The organism is Streptomyces sp. NBC_00554 (genome assembly GCF_041431135.1).
GTDB lineage: Bacteria > Actinomycetota > Actinomycetes > Streptomycetales > Streptomycetaceae > Streptomyces.
This window is the reverse complement of the sequence record NZ_CP107800.1, coordinates 1-23,366: the sequence shown is the minus strand read 5'-3', so window position 1 is coordinate 23,366 and position 23,366 is coordinate 1. Positions and strand designations below refer to the sequence as shown.

Genomic DNA, 23,366 nt, shown 5'->3' with positions numbered 1-23,366 from the left:
CGCCCACCGGGGGTCAGTCCTCGTCCTGTCCGGACCGCACACTGGCCAGCTTGTCCGGGTTGATCACGGCGTAGATGCCCCGCACCTGGTCGCTCTCGGGCGTGAGGTCCATGACGAGGACCGCGTAGGGGGAGTCCTCGGAGAACACCACGGCCGAGGGGTCGCCGTTGACGTGCCGGTAGTGGATGTCGATGTCCTGCGGTGCCCGGCTGGCGTAGCCGGCGAGCAGCCGGCACACCTTCTCCCGGCCGATGACCGGGCGCAGGCCCGCGGTGGGGACCTTGCCGCCGCCGTCGGTCCACATGGTGACGTCGGGTGCCAGCATCTGCATCAGGGCGTTCAGGTCGCCGCCGAGAGCGGCGTCGATGAACCGCTCGGTGACCTGCTGCTGTACCTGGGGGTCGGCCTGGTAGCGGGGGCGGCGCGCCTGTACGTGGGCGCGGGCCCGGTGGGCGAGCTGGCGCACCGAGGTGGGGTTGCGGTCGAGGATGCCCGCGATCTCGGCGTGCTCGTAGCCGAACACGTCGTGCAGGACGAACACCGCCCGCTCCAGCGGGGAGAGGGTCTCCAGCACCACCATCAGCGCCATGGACACCGACTCGCCCTGCAGCGCGTGGTGGGCGGCGTCGGCGGCCGGCCCGGCGTCGGCGACCCGGCCGACCAGCGGTTCCGGCAGCCAGGGGCCCACGTAGGTCTCGCGGCGCCGTTTGATGGCGGCCTTGCGGCCCAGGGCGTGGTTGACCGCGATCCGCACGAGGTAGGCCCGCGGGTTGTCGATCTCCTGGTCGGGGGAGCGGCTCTTCTTCGCCGACCACGACAACCAGGTCTCCTGCAGCACGTCCTCGGTGTCGGCGACGGTGCCGAGCAGGTTGTAGACGATCGAGAAGAGCAACTCGCGGTAGCCGACGAAGACCTCGGTGGAGGCTTCGACGGGGCTGGCCGCGTAGTCGCCCGCAGGACTGTCGGACATCGTGCACCTCCTGTGTGATGCGCTCAGACCCGAGACGGCTTTCGCCCGCGATATGTGACATCCGCGCCCGCTGATGTGATTCAGCTCACAACTCCGGCGTTCCATGTCACATCCGGCCCCGGCCCCTGCCTCTCATTCGCGAAGGCATCCCGGGCCGCGGGGCGTGGGGAGCCCGGCAGGAAGAGACCGTCACTCCCCGCTCGCGACAGCGAGTTCTTCCCTCAAGCCGGCCGGCCCCGGGCCGGTCCATCCACGAAAGGCATGCACACCATGGCAGTCGCACAGCAGGCCCAGATCAACTTCGCCGTCATGTACGCGACGCACGACGCCTTCCGGCGCGACCTTCAGCGACTGGCCGCGGCGGTGGCCGCGGGCCGCGCCAAAACCCCGGAAGTACGCGACGGCTGGGAGAACTTCAAGTTCCAGCTGCACCTGCACCACACCGTCGAGGACTCGGACCTGTGGCCGCGGGTCGCGGGCGCCGTGAGTGGCCGGCCGGCCGACCAGAAGCTCCTGGACGAGATGGAGGCCGAGCACGCCCAGCTCGACCCGGTTCTCGCCTCGGTCGACGACGGCATGGCGCGGGGCGCCGCCGACCTGCCCGCCCGGGTGGCCGAGCTCGCGCGGGTCCTGGGCGACCACATGGCGCACGAGGAGAACGAGGCGCTGCCGCTCATCCAGGACGTGCTCACCGGCAAGGACTGGGACGCCTTCCGCGGTGCGATGGCCCGCAAGCAGGGCCCCAAGGGTGCGGCCGTCTACTTCCCCTGGATCACGGACGGGCAGAACGCCACGGAGCGCAAGGCGTTCCTGGACACCATGCCCGCGCCGGTGAAGGCCCTCAACAAGCTGTTCTGGGAGTCGAGCTACCGCAAGCGCGGGATGTGGGGGGTCTGAGCGCCCGCCCCTGACCAGCGCCCCCTGAGCCGCCCCCTGCGGCCCGCCCTCTGAGCCCCACCCCTGCGGCCCGTGTGACCGGCCGCCCCCTTACGTGCCCCTGCCGGCGACATCCCCCGCCCCGGCAGGGGCGCACTCTTGCCCGGCCCACCCCTCCGGGGCCGGGCACGCACCCCCCGTCGACGCCCCTGCCGTGCACCACGGCAGGGGCGTCGCCTTTCCCGCCCCCTCCGCCTTTCCCGCACCCGCCTTCCCGCACCGACCTCCGCCTTTCCCGCACCCATCTCCCCGAAAGGGACAGTCATGAGCTCCGCTGTGTTCACCCTCGCCGACCTCAAGCGCATCCTCCTGGAGGGCGCCGGTGCCGACGACGGCATCGACCTGGACGGCGACATCCTCGACCTCGACTTCGAGTCGCTCGGCTACGAGTCGCTGGCCCTGCTCGAGACGGGCGGCCGCATCGAGCGCGAGTACGGCATCGCCCTCGACGACGACGTCTTCACCGACAACCGCACCCCCCGCACGCTCATCGCGGCCGTCAACGGCCTTCTGCCGTCCGTCTCCACCGCCGCCTGACCCGACCTCCGCATCCAGGGAGAAGCCACCATGCAGCAGGACAAGCGCGTCGCCCTCGTCACCGGCGCGACCAGCGGTATCGGTCTCGCCGTCGCCCGGCTCCTGGCCGCCGGCGGCCACCGGGTGTTCCTCGGCGCCCGCACCGCCGAGAACGTGACCAGCACCGTCAAGCAGCTGCGCGAGGAAGGCCTCGACGTCGACGGCGCCGCCGTCGACGTGCGGTCCGCGAGCAGTGTCGCCGCCTTCGTCGCCGCCGCCGTCGACCGGTTCGCCGCCATCGACGTACTGGTCAACAACGCGGGCCGCAGCGGCGGCGGCGTCACCGCCGACATCCCCGACGAGCTGTGGGACGACGTCATCGACACCAACCTCAACAGCGTCTTCCGGCTGACCCGCGAGGTCCTCAACGCCGGCGGCATGCGCACCAAGACCCGCGGCCGGATCATCAACATCGCCTCCACCGCGGGCAAGCAGGGCGTGGTGCTCGGCGCCCCCTACTCGGCGTCCAAGCACGGCGTCGTCGGCTTCACCAAGGCCCTCGGCAACGAGCTCGCGCCGACCGGTATCACCGTCAACGCGGTGTGCCCCGGCTATGTGGAGACACCCATGGCACAGCGCGTGCGCCAGGGATATGCGGCCGCCTACGACACCTCCGAGGAAGCCATCCTCGAGAAGTTCCAGGCCAAGATCCCCCTGGGCCGCTACTCGAGCCCCGAAGAGGTCGCGGGCCTGGTCGGCTACCTCGCCTCCGACACCGCCGCCTCCATCACCGCGCAGGCCCTGAACGTCTGCGGCGGCCTCGGCAACTTCTAACACCCCGCCCCTGAAAGGGAGTTCAGCCATGACGCTCCGCGAGGTCGAGCACACCGTCGACGTCGACGCCCCCGCAACGGCCGTCTACCGCCTGATCGCCGAGGTGGAGAACTGGCCGCGGATCTTCCCGCCCACCCTCTACGTCGACCAGGTCGAGCAGGACGGCGACACCGAGCGCATCCGGATCTGGGCCACCGCCAACGGCGAGCCGAAGAACTGGACCTCGCGCCGCACCCTGGACGCCGCCACCCTCAAGATCACCTTCCGTCAGGAGGTCTCCGCACCGCCGGTCGCCGCGATGGGCGGCACCTGGATCATCGAGCCGCTCACCGACACCGCCTGCCGGGTGCGGCTGCTGCACGACTACCGGGCGATCGACGACGACGCCGAGAGCCTGGCCTGGATCGAGAAGGCCGTCGACGGCAACTCGCGCTCCGAGCTGGCCGCGCTCAAGTCCAACGTCGAACTCGCCCACGCCGCAAGGGATGTGACGTTCTCCTTCGAGGACTCGGTCACGATCGCCGGATCGGCCAAGGACGCCTACGACTTCGTCAACGAGGCCGGCCTGTGGCCCGAGCGGCTGCCGCACGTGGCGACCGTCCGCTTCGAGGAGCCCGCCCCCGGCCTGCAGGTGCTGGAGATGGACACCCGCGCCAAGGACGGCTCCACGCACACCACCAAGTCCTACCGGGTGGCGTTCCCGCACCACAGGATCGCTTACAAGCAGATCACGCTGCCCGCGCTGATGACGCTGCACACCGGCTACTGGACGTTCACCGAGAACGCCGACGGCACGAGCACCGCGTCCTCGCAGCACACGGTGGTCCTCAACACCGCGAACATCGCCCGGATCCTGGGCGAGGACGCCACGGTCGCGGACGCCAGGGAGTACGTGCACGGCGCGCTGAGCACCAACAGCCGCGCCACCCTGGGCCACGCCAAGGACCACGCCGAGAACCGGCGCTGATCATGACGGCCGAGCAGCTGGAGACCGAGGTCGTCGTCGTGGGCGCGGGACCGGTCGGGCTGATGCTCGCCGCCGAACTCCGCCTCGGCGGCGCCGACGTGCTCGTCCTGGAGACACGCGGGGCCCCGACCACCGAGTCGAGGGCCTCGACCCTGCACGCCCGCACCATGGAGATCCTCGACAGCCGGGGCCTGCTCCCCGCCTTCGGCAGCCCGCCGCGGGAGGTCCGCGGGCACTTCGGCGGCATCGCACTGGACCTGACCCTGCCCAGCGCCCACTTCGGGCAGTGGAAGGTGCCGCAGACCGAGACCGAGCGCGTCCTGCAGGACTGGGCGCAGTCCCTGGGCGCACGCCTCACCCGGCACCACACCCTGCGCGCCCTGCGCACCTCGGAGCAGGGGGTGGAGGCGGTGGCCGCCGGCCCGCACGGCCCGGTGCGGATACGGGCCCGGTACCTGGTGGGCTGCGACGGCGAGGACTCCACCGTGCGCCGCCTGCTCGATGCCGGCTTCCCCGGCCAGGACGCGCGGCGCGAGCTGCTGCGCGCCGACGTCGCCGGCATCGACGTACCCGGCCGGCGCTTTCAGCGCCTTGAGCGGGGCCTCGCGGTGGCCGCACGGCGCGGCGACGGCGTCACCCGCGTCATGGTGCACGAGTCCGGCCGCGACGCCGCAACACGCACCGCCGAGCCGGACTTCGCCGAGGTGTGCGAGGTCTGGCAGCGCGTCACGGGCGAGGACATCAGCTCCGGCACCCCGCTGTGGGTCAACTCCTTCGGCGACGCCTGCCGGCAGCTGACCGGCTACCGGCACGGCCGGATCCTGTTCGCGGGAGATGCCGCGCACCGGCAGATGCCGATCGGCGGACAGGCCCTCAACCTCGGCCTGCAGGACGCCCACAACCTCGGCTGGAAACTGGCCGCGACCGTACGCGGCCGCACCCCCCAATCCCTCCTGGACACCTACCACACCGAGCGGCACGCGGTCGGCCGCCGGGTCCTCGCCAACATCACCGTCCAGGCCCAGCTCCTCCTCGGCGGCGCCGAAGCCGGCTCACCGCGCGCACTGATCGCCGAACTCCTCGCCTCGCCGAAGGTCCGCGGCCACCTCGCCGCCATGATCGCGGGCCTCGACATCCGCTACGACACCCAGGGCGGCGCCGGCCACCCGCTGCTCGGCGCCCGCCTGCCCCACGTCGACCTGATGGTCCGCCAGAGGCGGGCCACCAGCACCGCACTGCTCCGCTCCGGCCGCCCCCTGCTGCTGACCCTGCACCCCGAAACGGCCGCCCTGCACCGCGACGCCGAACCCTGGTCGGACCGCATCATCACCGTCGCGGCCACCCCCGCCCCCACCCCCGGCCCCGGCATCGGGGCCGGTGCCGTCCTGGTCCGCCCCGACGGCCACGTCGTATGGACCCAGGGCGGCGACACCCCCCTGCGAGCCGCCCTGACCCACTGGTTCGGACCGCCCGCAGCCCACCCCACCGCCGCGGCGGACCACCGCCTCGTCCCGTCCTCTTCCGCTCTCGAAGGGTGAACCAATGAACAACAACGACCACGCGCACGAGCGCTACGACGTGGCCATCCTCGGTGCGGGCATGGCCGGCGGCATGCTGGGCGCGGTCCTCGCCCGCAACGGCGTCAAGGTCCTCCTCATCGACGCCGGCACCCACCCCCGGTTCGCCGTCGGCGAGTCCACCATCCCCTACACCTCGGCCATGACCCGCATCGTCGCCGAGCGCTACCAGGTCCCCGAGATCGAGCACCTGGCCAGCTTCCGCGGCATCCAGGACAAGATCTCCCCGATGAGCGGCCGCAAGCAGAACTTCGGCTTCGTCTACCACCGCGAGGGCCTGCCCCAGAACCCCCAGGAGATCAACCAGCTGGTCGTCCCCGAGTGGCAGCGCACCGAGAGCCACCTCTTCAGGCAGGACACCGACGCCTACCTGTTCCACCTCGCCGTCCGCTACGGCGCCACGGCGCTGCTCGCCACCCGCATCACCGGCATCGAGACCGGCACCAACGGGGTGCTGCTGCGCTCGGAGGCCGGCGCCGAGTACCGGGCCGAATACCTCGTCGACGGCAGCGGCTTCCGTTCCCCCGTCGCCGACGCCTTCGACCTGCGCGAGAACCCCACCCGCGCCCGCCACCACTCCCGCACCCTGTTCACCCACATGGTCGGCGTCACCCCCTACGACGACGCCCCCTCGGCGGCCGCGCACAAGCAGCCCAGCCCCTGGCACCACGGCACCCTGCACCACGTCTTCGACGGCGGCTGGCTGTGGGTGATCCCCTTCGACAACCACGACGGCGCGATCAGCCCGCTGTGCAGCGTCGGCCTCACCCTGGACGAGCGGGTCTTCCCCAAGGACGGGGGGCAGTCCCCGCAGCAGGAGTTCGACACCTTCCTCGCCCGCTTCCCGCAGATCGCCGAGCAGTTCACCCACGCCCGCGCGGTACGCCCCTGGGTGAGCACCGGCCGCCTGCAGTACTCCTCCTCCAGCACGGTCGGCGAACGCTACTGCCTGACCGCACACGCCGCCGGATTCATCGACGCGCTCTACTCCCGCGGCCTGACCAACACCGTCGAAGTCGTCAACTCCCTGGCCTGGCGCCTGATCGAGGCCGCCCGCACCGGCGACTGGTCCACCGAGAACTTCGCCTACATCGACGACCTCCAGCAGGGCCTGTACGACGTCCACGACGACCTCGTCTACAGCTCCTTCGTCGGGTTCGGCCACTACGACCTGTGGAACGCCGTCACCCGGGTGTGGGAGGCGACCAGCATCATGCCGACGATGACCGTCGAGCGGGCCTACCGCGCCTTCATGGACAACCGCGACGAGCAGGTCTTCAAGGACCTGGAGAACCGGACCACCCCCGGCCTGCCCGACCCGGTCGGCGCCGACATCCACGCCCTGCTCACCCTCACCCGCACCACCTGCCAGGCCGTCGAGGCAGGCGGACTGGAGCCGGCCGAGGCCGCCGCCCTGCTCTTCGAGGAACTGGACAAGGCCGCGTTCCTGCCCGCGCCGTTCGCCCTCGGCGACCCGGACAACACGTGCTTCGAAGCAACACCCGACCTGCTCGGCCAGGCCCTCCAGTGGGGCCGCACCAAGGCCCCCGAGCACATCGCCCGGCTCTTCGGCTGACCGGGGGCCAGTGATGGGAACAGGAGGAACGATGGACGCCGACGTGATCGTGGTCGGGGCCGGCCCGACCGGTCTGATGCTCGCCGGAGAACTGCGCCTGGGCGGCGCCCACGTCATCGTGGTGGAGCGCCTCGAACAGCCCACCGGCCAGTCCCGCGGCCTGGGATTCACCGCACGCGCCATGGAGGTGTTCGAACAGCGCGGCCTGCTTTCGTGGTTCGGCGGCCTGGAGAAGGCCGCGCTGGGCCACTTCGGCGGCGTGCAGTTCGACTACACCGTCCTTGAGGACGCCCACTTCGGTGCCCGCGGCATCCCGCAGTCGCACACCGAGGACGTCCTGGAACGCTGGGCCCTGTGGCTCGGCGCCGACATCCGGCGCGGCTGGGAGTTCCTCGAACTCGACGACCAGGTCGACCACGTCCAGATCACCGTCGCCACCCCGCAGGGCGTCCAGCGCCTGAGCGCCCCCTACCTGGTGGGCTGCGGCGGCGGCAGCAGCCCCGTACGCCGCGCGGCCGGCTTCGCCTTCCCCGGCACCGACGCCACCCGCACCATGTACCTCGCCGACGTCGCCGGCTGCGAACTGCGCCCGCGTTTCCTGGGGGAGCGGCTGCCCGGCGGCATGGTGATGGCCGCACCGCTGGGCGACGGCGTCGACCGCATCATCGTGGTGCCCGACGCCGTACCCGGCCAGGAACGCGAACGCACGGTCGGCTTCGCCGAGGTCGCCGACGCCTGGCGGCACATCACGGGCGAGGACATCAGCGCCGGCACCGCGCACTGGGTCAGCTCCTTCACCGACGCCACCCGCCAGGTCACCGAGTACCGGCGCGGCCGCATCCTGCTGGCGGGCGATGCCGCGCACGTCCATCTCCCGGCCGGCGGACAGGGCCTGAGCACCGGCGTGCAGGATGCGGCCAACCTCGGCTGGAAACTCGCCGCCGAGGTCCGCGGCCGCGCACCGGCGGGCCTGCTCGACAGCTACCACACCGAGCGGCACGCCGCCGGAAAGCGGCTCCTGATGAACACCCACGCCCAGGGCATGCTGTTCGTCGGCGGACCCGAGATGGGCCCCCTGCGCGAGCTGATGGGCGAGCTCATCCAGTACGACGACGTCAAACGCCACCTCGCCGGCCTGGTCTCCGGCCTGGACGTCCGCTACGACGTCGGCCCCGGCAGCCACCCGCTGCTGGGCCGCCGCCTCCCGCCGCGCACCCTCACCGCCGCCACGGGCCCCACCAGCACGATGGAACTCCTGCACCCGGCCCGCGGACTGCTCCTGGACCTCGGCGAGAACGCCGAACTGCGGGCGGCGGCCGCACCCTGGCAGGACCAGGTCGACACGGCGACCGTACGGCCCGAGGAGAGCGAAGGGGTCCTGTCGGCCACCACCGCGCTGCTGGTCCGCCCCGACGGATACGTGTGCTGGGCCGCCGGCGCCGGTACGGAGGCGGACCCCGGGGACCTGCGCGCCGCGCTGCTGCGCTGGTTCGGAAACCCCAACAACCCCAACAACACCGCCGGCACCGACAACACCGCCGGTACGGCCGGCCGGGCCGCCACCACGGCAGGAAGCCCCACGTGACAGCCGCCGCGCCACCACGGGGCGGGACCAGGACCCTCACACTGGACGCCGCCGGCGTCCCGCTGTCGGGCCTGCTCTCCGCCCCGCCCGGCGGCACACCCCGCGCCACCGTCCTCGCCCTGCACGGCGGCGGCATGACCGCCGGCTACTTCGACGCCCGAGCCCACCCCGGCCAGTCCCTGCTCACCCTCGGCGCCCGCCTCGGCTACACGGTCCTCGCCCCGGACCGCCCCGGCTACGGCGCCTCAGCCGCACACCTCCCGCAGGGACAGACCCTCGCCGAACAGTCGGCCCGCATACGGGCCGCCCTCACCCACTACGCCGCCACCCACCCGCTGGGCGCAGGCCTGTTCGTCCTGGGCCACTCCTACGGCGGCAAACTCGCCCTCACCTGCGCCGCCGACGGCTTCACCGTCCCGCTCCTGGGCCTGGACATCTCCGGCCTCGGCCACCGCCTCGCCGTACCCGCCACCGAACTGCCCTCGGCCCAGGGGCAGGGCCACTGGAGGCACAACTGGGGCGCCCTGCGCCTGTACCCGCCCGACACCTTCCGCACCTGCCCCGACATCGTCGCCCCCATGCCCGCCCGCGAACGCGCCGAAGTACAGGCCTGGCCCGCCCGGTTCGCCGGCGTCGCCGCCCGCGTCCGCGTCCCCGTCCGCTTCACCTTCGCCGAGTACGAGAAGTGGTGGCGCCACGACGAACACGCCCTGACCGAACTGGCAGGACTCCTCCCCGCCGCGCCACGCGTGCTCGTGGAACGCCAGCCGCAGGCCGGCCACAACATCAGCCTCGGCTGGACCGCCCACACCTACCACCTGCGCGCCCTCGCCTTCCTGGAGGAATGCCTCGCCGGGCACGCGGTCGCCGGCACCACCCTGCCCGCAGCCGCCTGACCACCCCCGGCACACCCCGGCGCGCCCCCGCGAAAGGACACCGACCGCCCGCACCACCCCGCGCCCCACGACGGAAGCGACAAAGTCCATGAACCCCGCCACCACTTCGCTGTTCGCAACGCCACCCGATCCGTCCGCCCTGCGCGCCATGGACCTCCACACCCGCACCCGGATCATCGAGTCCTGGCTCTGCCGCGAACTGGGCCACGTCCTCGACGTGCCGCCCGCCCACCGGGTCAACCCCCACCGGCCCCTGCGCGGCATCGGCGTGGACTCCCTGCTCGCCCTGTGCCTCAAGCGCCGCCTCGAGCTGGAACTCGACGTCCGCATCAAGACCCACGACCTGCTGCGCGACGACACCGTCAGCGAGATCGCCGCACTGCTCGCCCAGTCGGTGACCGAACCCGCACCCGCCGCCTACGGCATGACGCGATGAGCGCACCGCACACCGCGGCCCGCCTCCCGGTCGGGACGGGCCGCGTGCACCTGTGGGTGATCGGCAGCCAATGGGCCGGCGACCACCCCGAACGGATGGTCACCAGCGAACTCGATGACCGAGAACGGGAACGGGCAGCCGCCTTCGTACGCCCCCTGGACCGCCTCACCTACCTCATGGCGCACATCGCCCTGCGCCGGCTGCTCACCGCCTACACGGACATCCCGCCCGCCCAACTGCCCCTGGGCCGCGACACCTGCCCCTGCTGCGGCGGCCCGCACGGCCGGCCCGTCCTGCACGGCACCCCGCTGCACTTCTCCCTCTCCCACAGCCACGGCATCGCCCTCATCAGCATCGCGGCCGCCCCCCTCGGCGTGGACGTACAACGCGTACCGACCCTCCAGACCGCCCACCTGTGCCTGCCCGAAATGCACCCCGCCGAACAGCAGGAACTCAACGCCCTGCCGGAAACCGAACGGCCCCGCGCCTTCGGCCGGCTGTGGACCCGCAAAGAGGCCTACTTCAAAGGCCTGGGCACGGGCCTTGGCCGTGAACTGCACTGCGACTACCTCGGCGAACGCACCGGACCCGACGCACCCGCCCGCCCCAGGGGCTGGCGGGTGCAGACCGTACCCAGCTGCCCCGAACACGTCGCCGCCCTCGCGGTTGCCGCCCCCGCCGACGCCCCACCGCTCGACATCACCGCCCGGCGACTGCCCACCGAGTGCCTCTACACCGACGACGCCACCGAACGGATCGCCGCCGAGCAGCACGTCTGCCCGAACTGGGAGGAGTGATGACCATGCACAGCGCACCGTCCAATGCGGCGCCCCGCACCGAGCCCGCCCCGCCAGGAGGCCACGGCGCCACCGAAGAACTCAAAGAGATCAAGGAACGCATCCTGCTCGGCCCCGACCCGGCCGCCACCGAACGACAGCACGCCAAAGGCAAACTGACCGCCCACGAACGCATCGCCCTCCTCCTCGACAAGGGCAGCTTCACCGAGATCGAGGCACTGCGCCGGCACCGCGCGACCGGCTTCGGCCTGGAGAACAAAAAGCCCTACACCGACGGCGTCATCACCGGTTGGGGCACCGTCGAGGGCCGCACCGTCTTCGTCTACGCCCACGACTTCCGCATCTTCGGCGGCGCCCTGGGCGAAGCCCACGCCACCAAGATCCACAAAATCATGGACATGGCCACCGCGGCCGGCGCACCCCTCGTCTCCCTCAACGACGGTGCGGGCGCCCGCATCCAGGAAGGCGTCAGCGCGCTGGCCGGCTACGGCGGCATCTTCCGCCGCAACACCCAGGCCTCCGGCGTCATCCCCCAGATCAGCGTCATGCTCGGCCCCTGCGCCGGCGGCGCCGCCTACAGCCCCGCCCTCACCGACTTCGTCTTCGCCGTCCGCGACATCTCACAGATGTTCATCACCGGCCCCGACGTCGTCAAGGCCGTCACCGGCGAGGAAATCACCCAGGATGGCCTCGGTGGCGCCGACGTCCACGGCACCACCTCCGGAGTGGCCCACTTCGTCTACGACGACGAGGAGACCTGCCTCGCCGAAGTCCGCTACCTGCTCTCCCTGCTCCCCGCCAACAACCGCGAACTCCCCCCCGAGGCACTCACCGACGACCCCGCGGACCGGCGCTGCCCCACCCTCCTCGACACGGTCCCCGCCGACGGCAACCGCTCCTACGACATCCGCACCGTCATCGAGGAAATCGTCGACGACGGCGAACACATGGAAGTCCACACCGCCTGGGCCCCCAACATCGTCTGCACCCTCGCCCGCCTGGACGGCCGCACTGTCGGCATCGTCGCCAACCAGCCCGCCTCCATGGCCGGCGTCCTCGACATCAAGGCCAGCGAGAAGGCCGCACGCTTCGTCCAGTTCTGCGACGCCTTCAACATCCCCCTGGTCACCCTCGTCGACGTCCCCGGCTTCCTGCCCGGCGTCGACCAGGAACACGAGGGCATCATCCGCCGCGGCGCCAAACTCCTCTACGCCTACTGCAACGCCTCCGTCCCCCGCGTCTCGGTCGTCCTGCGCAAGGCCTACGGCGGCGCCTACATCGTCATGGACTCACGCTCCATCGGCGCCGACGTCGCCCTCGCCTGGCCCACCAACGAAATCGCCGTCATGGGCGCCGAAGGCGCCGCCAACGTCGTCTTCCGCCGCGAGATCGCCGCCGCCGACGACCCCGACGCCATGCGCGCCCAGAAGATCGACGAGTACAAACGCAACCTCGTCCACCCCTACTACGCCGCCGAACGCGGCCTCGTCGACGACGTCATCGACCCCGCCGACACCCGCATGTCCCTCATCAGCGCCCTCACCATGCTCGCCGCCAAGGACGCACCCCTGCCCCGCCGCAAACACGGCACACCCCCCCAGTGAGAGGCCGGCCATGACCACCCCACACCCCGCCCCCGCCCTCGAGCTGAAGATCGAACGCGGCAACCCCACCCCCGAGGAACTCGCCGCCGTCATCGCCGTCCTGCACCAGCGCCTCACCACCACCCACACCACCCGCACCACCGAAACCCGCCGACCACCCACCCCGGCCCGCTGGCACAGGCAACAGCCCACCCCCTTCCAGCCCCGAGCCTGGCGCAGCATCCAGTTCCAGCGCGCGGCCTGACCCTCGACAAGCACTACACCCGCACTCGAGAAAGGCACGAAGATGCCCACACCCCAGGACGAATCCGGCTTGGAAAACCTCCACCGCCAACTGAGGCTCCTCAACGACCGCCTCGAGGTGACCCAGCTGTGCGACCGCTACGTCCTGCACCTCGACAAGGACCGCGCCCACGACACCTGGCTCGACTCGATCTTCACCGACGACGTCCATCTCACCTTCCCCTTCGGCGAGTTCAAGGGCATCGACGGACTCGCCGCATTCCAGCAGATGGCCCGCACGAACTTCGCCCGCACCCACCACATCAGCGCAAACCACACCGTCGACCTCGACCCCGACGGCAACCACGCCCGCGTACGCGCCCACCTCATGGCCGTACACGTCACCCAAGCCGACGAGCCCGCAGGGCACTTCGACATCGGCGGCCACTACGAGGCCGAAGCACGCCGCACTCCGCACGGCTGGCGCATCCACCGCTTCGTCTTCGACCTCGTATGGCAGTCAGGCCAGGCACCGCTCGCCAAAACCGCTCACTGAACCCTGTGTAGGGTGACGCAAAGCGCCAACCCGGACGCCGCGCGTCACCGCACACACCCCCCGGCCCGCCGCCACTCCTACAACTCGCACACGACTGCGAAAGGGTGAGTGAGTGCCCACTACAGCCCCGGGCCGCCCGACGCGCACCCGCATCCTGGACGCCACCCTCCACCTGCTGACCACCACCGGCCTCACCAAAACCACCACCAAGGCCATCGCAGCCACCGCCCACTGCTCCGAAGCCGCCCTCTACAAACACTTCACCGACAAAGCAGACCTCCTCGCCTGCCTCTTCGCCGAACGCCTCCCCACCCCAACGCACTTACTGCCCAACAACACCGACATGGACGAGGACGCAGAAGCCTACTGCGCCCATCTGATCGCCCAACTCCTCACCTACTACCGGCAATTAATGCCCCTGCTCGGCGCCCTCCTCGCAGACCCCACCCTGCTCCCCGCCCAGCGAACAGCGCCGCACCACCTCCTGCCGGCCGTGACCCGCAGCCTGACCCGCCTGCGCGAACGCGAACAGATCCCCCCGGACGCCGACATACCCACCGCAGCCACCCTCCTCCTCGGCATCTGCTTCCACCACGCCGCACTGGCAGCCCTGACACCCGGTCAACCGCCCTACCCGCCACCCGAGTTCACAGCAGCAGCGGCCCGCACCGTGGCAGCCACCCTCTCGACACCGACACGAACCGTCACCAACCAGGAGTGATGAATGAAGCAAGGTCCGCTGTTCTCGACCGCACGCTGGATCGGCCTGCTCTTCGGCGGCGTCTTCACCGGATTCCTCGTCTGCGTACTGGTCCTGGAGAACTCCCTGCGCGACTACGACGGCAAGGTCTACACCCAGGTACGACAGGTCGAACTCGACTCCCTGGACACCCTCGCCTCCGCCACCCTCATCCCCACCATCATCGCCACAGCGATCCTCGTCATAGGCGCCCTCAAGGCCAAGACCAAGAACCGCGACCTGTGGATCCCCCTGGCAGCCCTGGCCCTGCTCCTCCTCATCCTGATCCTGACGGTGATCGTCAACCTCCCCATCAACGCCGACCAGAAGGACTGGACCGTCACCGCCCCGCCCTCCGACTGGGCAGACGTCCGGGACACCTGGCAGACCTCCCACGCAGTCCGCACCCTCGCCGCACTCCTGGCCTTCGGCCTGCTCGCCTACTCCGCCATCACCCGCAAGACCACCACCGCACCCGCCACACCCACCCCGGCCCCGCTCTCCGCCCGCTCCTAGCCCGCCATCGCACAGACCCCGGGCGGACCCGAACCGAGTGACGACCAACTCGACGCACACACCGGCAGCGGCTGCCGGAGCCAGCGCCCCGCTGCCCGACGGCCGCTGCCTCCGCACGCCACCGGACCGGGCCGCCCCCACCCGCGCAGACAGAGCATCCGCGCGCCCATCGCGCAGCCGAGCACCACCCACACCACACCCACGATTAAGGACACGACATGCCCGCATACGTCATAGCCGAAGCCGAACTCACCGGCGACCCACAGAAGGTAGCCACCTACAGCGCCAAACTCATCGCCACCATCGAGCCCCACGGCGGCCGCTACCTCGTACGCGGAGCCCCCTGGCAGGTACTCGAGGGCGAGAGCAAGGCATTCACCGGCGTCATCGAATTCCCCACCGCCCAAGCAGCCCAGCAGTGGTACCAGTCACCCGCCTACCAGGAGATCGTCCCCCTCCGCGCACGCAACACCCAGGGCAGGATCATGATCTTCGAAGGAGTAGCCGCCGCCTGACCCCAACCACCCGGCCGGCCGACCGTCCCCCCACTGCCCCAAGCACCGACAGTGTTATCTCGCGTTGAGTTGTCCGGAGGGTCTCTCATTTGTGTGTCACTTGGTGAGGCAGGCTGAGTGGTTCTGTCGGTAGTTGGTGACGTCAGTTGTTCGTGAAAGCTGACGGCACCAGGTGATGGCCCAGAAAGATGTTCGCGAATTCTGACGTCACCATCGGGGTTGCGGTGTCAAGCTGGATGTGCTTAGTAAAGGAGCACCCCCGATGCCGCCTGGCCAGTCGAAGGTCGAGTTGTACGCCGCGCTGCGGCGCGACTCCCGCGATGGCATGTCGAACCGGGCGTTGCATTGCAAGTACGGCGTCACCTGGAGCACGGTCAACAAGGCCCTGACCTCGGCTTGGCCGCAGTCACGCACGACAACCGCTTCGGCGCGGCCGTCGAAGCTGGATCCGTTCACGCTGCTGATCGACGAGATCCTGCTCATTGATCTGGACGCGACCAGGAAACAGCGCCACACCGTCACCCCGGATCTACCGCCGTCTGATCGACGAGCACTCCTCGTCCGAGGCGTTGCGTTGACCACTTGAACCCGCACCGATGAGAGGGCGCAAGCGTCCTGCGAGCAACCGCGCGGTTCGGCCAGGGACTGAGAGTCCGGTGTTTTATACCTTGCTCGCGACCACCATGTAGTTCGCGGCCTCAAGATCGAACGTGCTCAGTTCCGTTTGGAGTCCGACCCGGTGCAGCTCGACTTCGAGTTCCTCGTACCGGTAGGGCCAGCAGGACAGCAGTTCCGAGCGGACAAGAACCAACCCGGTCGCATCAACTTGCGCGATCGCAATCTCGATGTGGTGCTCCTCCTCCCAATGCGGCGCAATCTCCCAGCGGTAGACCACGACGGCGTCGCGACCGTTCCGGCGGACGAGTCGGTCACTGATTTCCAGCCGGGAACCTCTGGCCCTCACGAGTTCCCAAGTGCGGGATGTGAGTACCAAGCGCCCGCCGGGGCGCAGAAGCCGTGACATCGACTCCAGAGCAGCACCCCTGCCTGTCGCGCCCGCGGCATGGTGAAGCGAGTTGCCAACGCAGAACACCATGTCGAACGTGTTGTCCTGGAAATGGTCGGGCAACTCTTCCCAGTTCGCCCGTACGGCCCGGACGGATGCCCCGAACTCCTCAGACAACTCTGCAGTCCGACGAACCATCGCCTCGCTGGCGTCAGTTGCGACAACCTGCATGCCACGACCGGCGAGGCCAACCGCCAACTGTCCGGTTCCGCACGAACAGTCGAGGACGTGAGCGTTCGACGGCAGGAGATTGAGGACGTCGTCGAACGACGCAGCGAACTCGGCTGGAGGCAACTTTGCATCCGAGATGAGCCATTCGTACACCTCGGCAAGCACGTCATAGCCTGTCACAGCCACTACCTCCGTCACGCGGCAGACTCTCGGTAGGACGTCAGTCCATCAGCGGAGCAAGCCGGGCACCAATGGTTTTCGCAAGGATGGCTCTGACGGTGTTTGTGGGTTGTCAGTTGTCCGTCTGAGGGGAGGTTGTCACCCGGACCGGGCCCGTTACGGGCCTGCGACCTGCGACTTTCTGCACCGGTCGGCCCTTGAATGCGCTCTGAACGTGAGCGGGGGAGTCGAATGCCTGCCGGGTGTCCGGGCAGACAGCGGCCCTGCTACACCCCTGGTGTGTTAGCCGCGCAACCCCTCACCACTCGCCAGGTGGACGGGTCACAGAAATTTCCTGGCCCTGGACATCGAGCGGTCCGGCACAGAGTCGACCTGCTGTGGTGGGGGTTCCGGTCGGGGTCCGGCAGGCCGTGGTCGGGGGGTGAGACCGGAAGGTGATGTGTCTGGTCGGGGTGCCGTGGTGGGGGCGGGCGTGTCTACGGTGAAAGCCGTTCGGAGGTCCTCGCCCGCCCCGTTGGAGCGCGCGTGGGCACCCCGCTGCGGTGGCGGATTCCGGCGCCACGGCCAGCAGGCACCAGCTGGTCCCGGATCCGCTGCCGCGGGGATTCACGCTGCCGTGCGCAGAGCGTTGCGCAGCTAGTGAGGGTCCTGCGCAGTCCTGTTCCTGCTGCTCAGTCCTCTTGCGCAGTGTTCGGTGTCATCGAAAGCTGAGCGCTGTCACCGAAGGCTGCTTCATCCTGAAAGCTCAGCAAGCGGACAAGGGAGACAGCGATGATCGCGAGAGTGGCCGTTTGGGAACCGATGCCGACCGATGACCGTGACTGGGTGCTGGAGGCCGCTGCTACCGTGCCCGGCGTCCACGGTGCGTATCACCTCATCGATCCTGCAACTGGCAACGGACTGTCTATTGCCTTCTTTGAGGACGAAGTCGCAGCTCAAGCTGCACGAGAAGCCATTGAGAAACGCGCCGAGGAGATCGGCTGGCACAACACCCCGCACCCGGCACCCGCCTCCCAGACGATCTACAACGTCATCCGAGACGCGTAGCCCGGCAGCTGAGGGCATGCCCTCAAGATTCAATGACACACGCTCAACCTTGGATGGCACGGGACACGCATGTGACTGAGCGCCAGAGTTGGCGGCGTTCGCCAACTGAGGCGCTCACCTCGATGCCGAGCCGGGCGAGTCGGCGGTGCGGCGCCGGGTCTCCGCAAGATGGATGTTGATGTAGCGGACGAGGATCAGCGGGTCCTGGGGGTCGTCGGCCTCGAAGGTGATGCGGCGCAGGAGGCTGACTCCGTCGAGTGCTACGCCCTCGCGGGCGAGGATGAAGACGAGGGTGAGGAACGCGGACCGGGCGTTGCCGTCGTCGAAGGGATGGAAGAAGCAGACGTCGAGACAGGCACGGGCGGCGCGGGCGGTCAGGCCGAGAGGTCGGCCGACGTCGGATGCACTCTCGGCCAGGCACGTGTCGAAGCGGGCACGTGTGTCCGGTCCGATGCCGTAGCACTCCCTGCTCCCCTTGGCGAAGGCGGGCGAGTTGCGGAACCGTGGCGGCTGCGGCGTGCCCAGGAGGTGCTGCTGCCAGCTGCTGAGCAGTGCGAAGTCGAGCCGCGCTCCGCGTGCCGCGTCGGCTCGGAGCAGTTCTAGGGCGCTGAGCAGGCCTTCGGCTCGGGCAGGGTCGATGGCGCCGTCGAAGGCCCGGATGTCCTCCGCCGCGCCGTCGCGAAGTGGCACCACCGGTCCGTCCGTACCGCTGTCCGGGACCTCGTGCCACGGCACCGATTCGCGTACCGCGAGCCAGCGCTGCAAGTGGTCTTGAGTCGGCGCGTCTGTGCGGGTACGGCCGTCGGCCGGCTGCAGAGAGAGCGCAAGCTGCTCCGCGACGTCGTCGACCACCACCGTGTCAGGACCGGTCCAGCTGTGGAACCGTCCACCGATCGCCTCGTTGACCAGGTCCCGGGCCACGTCGGGCGCGACTCCCCAGCGATTGAGGAACCAGGTGAGCACTTGGCGGCAGTGGCCGTGCCAGCCGCTGCCGCACCCGGTGCGGTCGACGACCTGCAGGATCAGATTCCTCGCCGCGCGCTCCCACAAGATCCGCTGGTCCTCGATGTCGGTCAGGTCCAGGGGGTACGCCTCGAACCAGCCGGCGAGGTACTCCAGCCACTCGCGCCACTCACGCAGGGCCGCCTCGACACGGACCAGTGTCTCTTCCGGCGTCGTGATCGAGTCCCGCGGACAGCACCAGTTTCCTACCGGTCCGCCGTCGAAATCCCCCTCGTCGTGCGACCAGCGCCACCCGACGGTCCACCCGCCGTAGTGCTGGACAAGGGCGTATGACATGGCGTCGGCCCAGGACTCGGCCTCGCCATGACTCCAGGTGCTCATCGCGGGGTCCCCGAAAGGGACGTCCGGGCGGATAGGCACACACCGGGCCGGGCCGAGCGAGCGCACCGTCTGCGCTACGGACGCGCCGTCGAAGGCTTGACGGGCGGGGTCCACGTCGTCCCAGGTCAGGAAGCGAGGAGCCAACTCAACGATCACCGCGCAAGCCTGCCACGCTCACCCGACGCCCCAAAGTAGTTTTCCCCGCCCAGGAGCGCGACGGGCCCCCTGTCGCCACCTCCGACGCACAGCCCCGCCATCTCAAGCGCTCATCCGCCAACTGCGATGCTCAGTCACAACGCAGTTGCGCAGCAGGTGCGTGCCGACTTGAGCCAGAATTCGAACACGTGAGCTAATTGGGTGATGGAGTCCGCGCCCTTCCCCCACGACCTGGTCCAGCTGCAAGCGGCTTGGAACCACACCTACGACGCCCTCGCCGCGCCCTGCCCCACGGCGAACACCGCACACCGTCGTCGTCTGCTGATGCTGTCGGCCCGCTTGTGGTGGCATCCGTTCTGGGCGGGTCCCGGCAGCAAGCCGACGGCGCGGGTGGAGTTGCGCAGTCAGGCCCGGGCCATGGATGCGCAGCGGTGAACCGGCGGCCTGCGCACCCTGACCGAGCGGGAGGAACAGATCCTGCGCGGTATCCGCCTGTCGTGCCTCCTCGCCCGGTGGGGCCTGCTCACCTGCTCTGGTCTCTTGGGCAAGCCGTGCGACGCCTGGGCACCCCCACTTCTTTTACTGATCTCTCGTTGCCTGGCTGACTGTTGAGGTAGTTGATGATGGTGGGGCCAGGCCCGGCCGTGGATTCGGAGCGGCATCTTGGACCTGGCGACGGCCTGTCCCGCGTGCAGCTGGAGCTGCACGCGGGACCGAAGAGCGCGAGGGGGAGTGGTCGGGGTGGGTGGGTCACGGACGTATCCGTACGGCTCCACGAACACAGTGCGGGCTCACGTACTGGCCGCGCTGGGGGTGCTGAAGCCTCGTAGTCGACCAGCCTCAAGTTCTGCTCTGGCCACCACTTCTGATGCCAGCTCAGCCCTCAGGGTTTCCTGCGCCCAGAGTCTCCTGGCATGGGTACCGTCCGAGCCCGTCAGCGGGCTTGCACCCAGACAACGCCGTACGCCACGACCGCTCCGCCGACAGCCGTAGCCGCGCCGCGCAGCAAGTAGAGGCCAGCCTCGTTGCGCAGCTGTTTCGCCCGGTGTGCCGACCGGGCTGCCAGCGTCTCGGCTTTCGGGGCCGCGCGGGGTTCCGGCTTGCCGGTGTTGAACGTACGCTCGGCCTCGGACATGAGCTTCTCCTTCTTTGGGGATGGTTCGGTCCTCTGCAGACGGCTCCCTGCCCACCAGGGGGCCGTCGCCGTTTCCGATGACGGCCGTGCCGCTGTCCACTCCTTGAGACATTTCCTGAATCCCGGGGTGAACAGCAACAACAAAACCACCTCCAAATGCCCCCTGACCAGCGAAAACAGCAGGTTGTTGAAAGGTGTTCTCACTGGTTGTGGATGGTTTCTGAGTTGCTGTCATGAGCTCAGGTGGGCCAATGAGTAGTCAGAGCGAGGCTGGATGAGCTCACATGGGGCTTCATATGGTGTGATGCCAGGTGGAAACAAGCTTTTCCGGGGTCAACTGTGTCTACGTCTGGCAGAGTTGCCGGATGCCGCGAATGCTGCGAATACCCGGTAAAGACGTGCTGCCGCCCGGTCCCAAGCGGGAACTCGTTGCCGAGCTCTACGTCCACTACCGGGAAGCCGCACGCCCCCCGCTCCCGCAGATCGCGACCCTCACGGGCACCATGCCCAACCCCCACAAGGTGAGCCGGGAAACCATCCGACGCCTCCTCACGGGAACGACCACCAGCCAATGGGCGGTCGTCGACGCCCTCTTACGTGCTCTGTGCCACTTGCAAGACCGGGACCCCGACGGCCGGCGCTGGCCGGAGCCGGACGACAACCGCTGGGACGAAAACGATCCGGCGACTTGCCGCGAGCACCTGCACCGACTGTGGAACAACGACATCGACGGCCTCGAACCGGACGAAGCACCAGCAACCCCGCCCGCCGCGCCAGCGCAGGCTGCTTCCGCGGTGCCACCAGCTCGGCAGGCTTCCGGCGGCTGGGGCGGGACCGCATCGCCTCCGACAGACAACCCGTGGGCTACCAGCTCTCCCCCCAAGCCTGCCGTCCAGACAGGCGGCGGATACAGCGACGAACCCCCCTTCTGAACGCACCACAGCCGAAGCACTGGAACCGGGCGCTGGAGTCCCGCACCCCCACCGTGGCCTACCAGCGCATGCCGAGCTCATCGAGCTCCGCTCGGCGCTCTGGCGTGAGCTTGTCCGCCCTGCGGCGGGTGTTGTCGAGCCACCCGCCCAGCTTGATCTCCGTGCCGTCGTCCATCTGCTCGACATGCTTCCGAGGCACGGTGAGGTGGCGTTCGCGGGTGTGGAACTGGCGGGCTGCGGCGAGGTGGGTGGTCCACCGGTCGGCCTGTGTCCGTCGTACCGGAGCCAGTTCCGTCTCGTCCTCGGGCTCGAGCCCGAGGACGCTGTCGAGCATCCACTGCTGCGCGGGCGTCAGCTTGTCCCAGCCCGCACGCTGCGCAGCCGTCCACGCTCCGAGGTCTTCGCCCTGCACGAGCACGTCGCCCGCCCGTACGGGCAGCGCCCCGTCGGACCGCACGTGCATGAGCGTGAGATGGAATCCCCTCTGCCAGTCGATCCCCCAGGCAGGGCACCAGGCTGGATCGATCGCATCCAAGGCGTCCAGACGGCTCTCCGAGAGCTCCCCGACCCCGGACACCCCCACCTCGCCCGCGGCACGCCGTTCAGCGTTCACGAGCGCCTTGCGAGCGGCAGCCCGCTGATTCTTCGCCCACACCCCGATGGGGAAGCCATCGCCCCACGCAGCGGCGGTGGGCGGGAGGAAATGCCCGTGTACGGAGGCCCACTCCTTCGCTACGGCGAGTCCTTCGGCCCATGCGGTCTCCCACGCCGACCACACCATCCCCAGCGCCTCCAACTCCACGACGCGCTTGGCCTCCAGGGTGCCGGCGGCGTAGTAGCGCCGCAGATCCGCGATCCACCGCCCGAGCGGATACCCACCGGCCGCTCCCCACTCCTCCGGCGCCACGTACGTGTACGGCACGCGCAGCTCGGTGCGGCCGGTCTCACGCCGCCACCGGGTCGCGGCCTCGATACCCCGCCGCCAGTACGCACCCTCCGGATCGATGATCCGCAGTTTCACGAACTGCGTCAGCGCGAACGGGTCGCGCTCCTCGCTGAAGCGCAGCACCCCGGCCGCCGCCCCGCTCACCCGCGCGACGTCCTGCTCCTGGTCGCGCTCCCCACCGTCGATGCCGCCCTCGAACTCGCCCTCCACCTCCTCGTGTTCGGCCTCGGTGCGACTGTTGCGGACACGCGGATCGGCGAGGGCCTCGATCGTCTCCGTATCGTGCGCCCGCAGTGCCCCGAGAACCTTCGTGAGGGTGCGGTAGGCATCCGAGGTCAACATCTCGTCTGGATCTTCGTCCGGTCCGAGGAATACCGGAACGATCAGCGTCGCCAACTTCCCGGCACCAGGCTGCATCCGCAGCGCCCGACCGACCATCTGCACGATATCGATCATCGACCCCCGCGCATCAGCGAAGAGCACCGCATCACATTCAGCAGTATCAACGCCCTCACCGAGGACCCGAACGGAGCTCAGAACGCGCAAAGCAGCCGGGATATCCAGTCCCTCAAATTCCGGTTCTCCGCGAAAATCCGAAGCGAACTCATCCAGCACTTGACGCCGGTGCAAAGGCGCATGCTCGCCATAAAGCCAGTCCGCCCACACCCGCTCCGCAGACGGGAAAGTCTCGGGGTCGTCCTCGGCGAGCCGGGCCGCGACCGCCGGCACCCCAGCCGCCATCGCCTCCGCCTCACCCACCCGACTGTGGAAGGCCAGCACCCGACGGAACCGCTCTTCGACCGCGGCGCGCATCAGTCCGGCCTGGACGGCCGCGAGCCGCGCCCCGCGCACGGCCGGGGACCCAGTGTCCTCGCTCGTCAGCGCGGCATAGAGCTCCGGGTCACGGATGTCGAGACAGAGCACCTGATACGGCGCCACAAGCCCGAGTCGGATCGCCTCCGACAGCCGCAGCTTGTAAGCCACCGGCCCGAAGACGGGACTGGCCTCGTCCATGCTCGCCACCAGACGCGGCGCATCCCCCTCTGCCTCCCAAATACGGGCCGTGGCAGTCATGTAGACCCGACGCACCGCCGGGACCAGCCTCTGGTCATGGACGGCCGCCCACGGCTTCCCAGCGTCTCCACTG

Annotated in this window: 25 protein-coding genes; 20 read left to right on the top strand and 5 right to left on the bottom strand. The window is 69.6% G+C overall.

Annotation, left to right across the window (positions count from 1 at the left end; genetic code table 11):
• Positions 1-13: 13 nt before the first annotated feature.
• Positions 14-970, bottom strand: a complete 957-nt coding sequence (gene sigJ / locus OG266_RS44535; RefSeq protein ID WP_329543395.1) for an RNA polymerase sigma factor SigJ — start codon at positions 968-970, stop codon at positions 14-16.
• Positions 971-1,240: 270 nt separating this feature from the next.
• Between sigJ and OG266_RS44530 the strand changes: the two genes are divergently transcribed.
• From OG266_RS44530 to OG266_RS44450, 17 genes are all read left to right on the top strand, one after another.
• Entirely contained in the window at positions 1,241-1,867 is a 627-nt protein-coding gene (locus OG266_RS44530; protein ID WP_326718114.1) for a hemerythrin domain-containing protein, read from the top strand.
• A gap of 303 nt (positions 1,868-2,170) precedes the next feature.
• Entirely contained in the window at positions 2,171-2,443 is a 273-nt protein-coding gene (locus OG266_RS44525) for an acyl carrier protein (RefSeq protein ID WP_329543394.1), read from the top strand.
• Between the two features lie 30 nt (positions 2,444-2,473).
• The gene (gene fabG / locus OG266_RS44520) at positions 2,474-3,256 is read left to right on the top strand and encodes a 3-oxoacyl-ACP reductase FabG (protein ID WP_371553309.1); all 783 of its coding nucleotides are present in this window, start codon (positions 2,474-2,476) and stop codon (positions 3,254-3,256) included.
• A 28-nt stretch (positions 3,257-3,284) separates the two neighbouring features.
• Positions 3,285-4,223 carry an aromatase/cyclase gene (locus OG266_RS44515; protein ID WP_371553307.1) on the top strand — a complete coding sequence of 313 codons (939 nt, stop codon included), beginning with the start codon at positions 3,285-3,287 and terminating at the stop codon, positions 4,221-4,223.
• A 2-nt stretch (positions 4,224-4,225) separates the two neighbouring features.
• Positions 4,226-5,761, top strand: a complete 1,536-nt coding sequence (locus tag OG266_RS44510) for an FAD-dependent monooxygenase (protein ID WP_371553306.1) — start codon at positions 4,226-4,228, stop codon at positions 5,759-5,761.
• A 4-nt stretch (positions 5,762-5,765) separates the two neighbouring features.
• Positions 5,766-7,376 (top strand): NAD(P)/FAD-dependent oxidoreductase, encoded by a 1,611-nt coding sequence (locus OG266_RS44505; protein ID WP_371553304.1) that lies wholly within the window; start codon positions 5,766-5,768, stop codon positions 7,374-7,376.
• A 31-nt stretch (positions 7,377-7,407) separates the two neighbouring features.
• Positions 7,408-8,961: an FAD-dependent monooxygenase gene (locus OG266_RS44500; protein WP_371553302.1), complete on the top strand. Its 1,554-nt coding sequence runs from the start codon at positions 7,408-7,410 to the stop codon at positions 8,959-8,961.
• Entirely contained in the window at positions 8,958-9,857 is a 900-nt protein-coding gene (locus OG266_RS44495; protein WP_332880909.1) for an alpha/beta fold hydrolase, read from the top strand. The genes OG266_RS44500 and OG266_RS44495 overlap by 4 nt, the downstream gene beginning before the upstream one ends.
• An 88-nt stretch (positions 9,858-9,945) precedes the next feature.
• On the top strand, positions 9,946-10,293 hold the full coding sequence (locus tag OG266_RS44490) for an acyl carrier protein (protein ID WP_329543387.1): 348 nt from the start codon (positions 9,946-9,948) through the stop codon (positions 10,291-10,293).
• Complete coding sequence (locus OG266_RS44485) at positions 10,290-11,090, top strand: 4'-phosphopantetheinyl transferase superfamily protein (protein ID WP_329543386.1); 801 nt, start codon at positions 10,290-10,292, stop codon at positions 11,088-11,090. The genes OG266_RS44490 and OG266_RS44485 overlap by 4 nt, the downstream gene beginning before the upstream one ends.
• Positions 11,087-12,694, top strand: coding sequence for an acyl-CoA carboxylase subunit beta (locus OG266_RS44480; RefSeq protein ID WP_371553300.1), 1,608 nt, complete (start codon positions 11,087-11,089; stop codon positions 12,692-12,694). The genes OG266_RS44485 and OG266_RS44480 overlap by 4 nt, the downstream gene beginning before the upstream one ends.
• Before the next feature lie 10 nt (positions 12,695-12,704).
• A complete protein-coding gene (locus OG266_RS44475; RefSeq protein ID WP_371553299.1) occupies positions 12,705-12,938 on the top strand; it encodes an acyl-CoA carboxylase subunit epsilon in 234 nt (77 codons plus the stop codon).
• A 42-nt stretch (positions 12,939-12,980) separates the two neighbouring features.
• Positions 12,981-13,472: a nuclear transport factor 2 family protein gene (locus tag OG266_RS44470; RefSeq protein WP_371553297.1), complete on the top strand. Its 492-nt coding sequence runs from the start codon at positions 12,981-12,983 to the stop codon at positions 13,470-13,472.
• Positions 13,473-13,584: 112 nt separating this feature from the next.
• Positions 13,585-14,193: a TetR/AcrR family transcriptional regulator gene (locus tag OG266_RS44465; RefSeq protein ID WP_371553295.1), complete on the top strand. Its 609-nt coding sequence runs from the start codon at positions 13,585-13,587 to the stop codon at positions 14,191-14,193.
• A gap of 3 nt (positions 14,194-14,196) precedes the next feature.
• The gene (locus tag OG266_RS44460; protein WP_371553293.1) at positions 14,197-14,727 is read left to right on the top strand and encodes an anthrone oxygenase family protein; all 531 of its coding nucleotides are present in this window, start codon (positions 14,197-14,199) and stop codon (positions 14,725-14,727) included.
• Positions 14,728-14,945: 218 nt separating this feature from the next.
• Entirely contained in the window at positions 14,946-15,242 is a 297-nt protein-coding gene (locus tag OG266_RS44455; RefSeq protein ID WP_371553291.1) for a DUF1330 domain-containing protein, read from the top strand.
• A gap of 262 nt (positions 15,243-15,504) precedes the next feature.
• Positions 15,505-15,828, top strand: a complete 324-nt coding sequence (locus OG266_RS44450; RefSeq protein WP_371553289.1) for a hypothetical protein — start codon at positions 15,505-15,507, stop codon at positions 15,826-15,828.
• Positions 15,829-15,903: 75 nt separating this feature from the next.
• Here the strand turns inward: OG266_RS44450 and OG266_RS44445 are convergent, their stop codons facing one another.
• Positions 15,904-16,659, bottom strand: a complete 756-nt coding sequence (locus OG266_RS44445) for a class I SAM-dependent methyltransferase (RefSeq protein WP_371553388.1) — start codon at positions 16,657-16,659, stop codon at positions 15,904-15,906.
• A 771-nt stretch (positions 16,660-17,430) separates the two neighbouring features.
• On the opposite strand from OG266_RS44445, the gene OG266_RS44440 reads away from it, so the two are divergent.
• A complete protein-coding gene (locus tag OG266_RS44440; RefSeq protein ID WP_332880915.1) occupies positions 17,431-17,706 on the top strand; it encodes a hypothetical protein in 276 nt (91 codons plus the stop codon).
• 114 nt (positions 17,707-17,820) lie between these two features.
• On the opposite strand, the gene OG266_RS44435 is transcribed toward OG266_RS44440, so the two are convergent.
• A complete protein-coding gene (locus OG266_RS44435) occupies positions 17,821-19,206 on the bottom strand; it encodes a cell filamentation protein Fic (RefSeq protein WP_332880916.1) in 1,386 nt (461 codons plus the stop codon).
• A gap of 204 nt (positions 19,207-19,410) precedes the next feature.
• Between OG266_RS44435 and OG266_RS44430 the strand changes: the two genes are divergently transcribed.
• Positions 19,411-19,641 (top strand): hypothetical protein, encoded by a 231-nt coding sequence (locus tag OG266_RS44430; protein WP_332880917.1) that lies wholly within the window; start codon positions 19,411-19,413, stop codon positions 19,639-19,641.
• Positions 19,642-20,140: 499 nt separating this feature from the next.
• On the opposite strand, the gene OG266_RS44425 is transcribed toward OG266_RS44430, so the two are convergent.
• A complete protein-coding gene (locus OG266_RS44425; protein WP_371553286.1) occupies positions 20,141-20,341 on the bottom strand; it encodes a hypothetical protein in 201 nt (66 codons plus the stop codon).
• 365 nt (positions 20,342-20,706) lie between these two features.
• On the opposite strand from OG266_RS44425, the gene OG266_RS44420 reads away from it, so the two are divergent.
• Complete coding sequence (locus OG266_RS44420) at positions 20,707-21,273, top strand: hypothetical protein (RefSeq protein ID WP_371553284.1); 567 nt, start codon at positions 20,707-20,709, stop codon at positions 21,271-21,273.
• Positions 21,274-21,331: 58 nt separating this feature from the next.
• On the opposite strand, the gene OG266_RS44415 is transcribed toward OG266_RS44420, so the two are convergent.
• Positions 21,332-23,233: a Helicase associated domain protein gene (locus OG266_RS44415; protein ID WP_371553283.1), complete on the bottom strand. Its 1,902-nt coding sequence runs from the start codon at positions 23,231-23,233 to the stop codon at positions 21,332-21,334.
• Positions 23,234-23,366 lie beyond the last annotated feature (133 nt).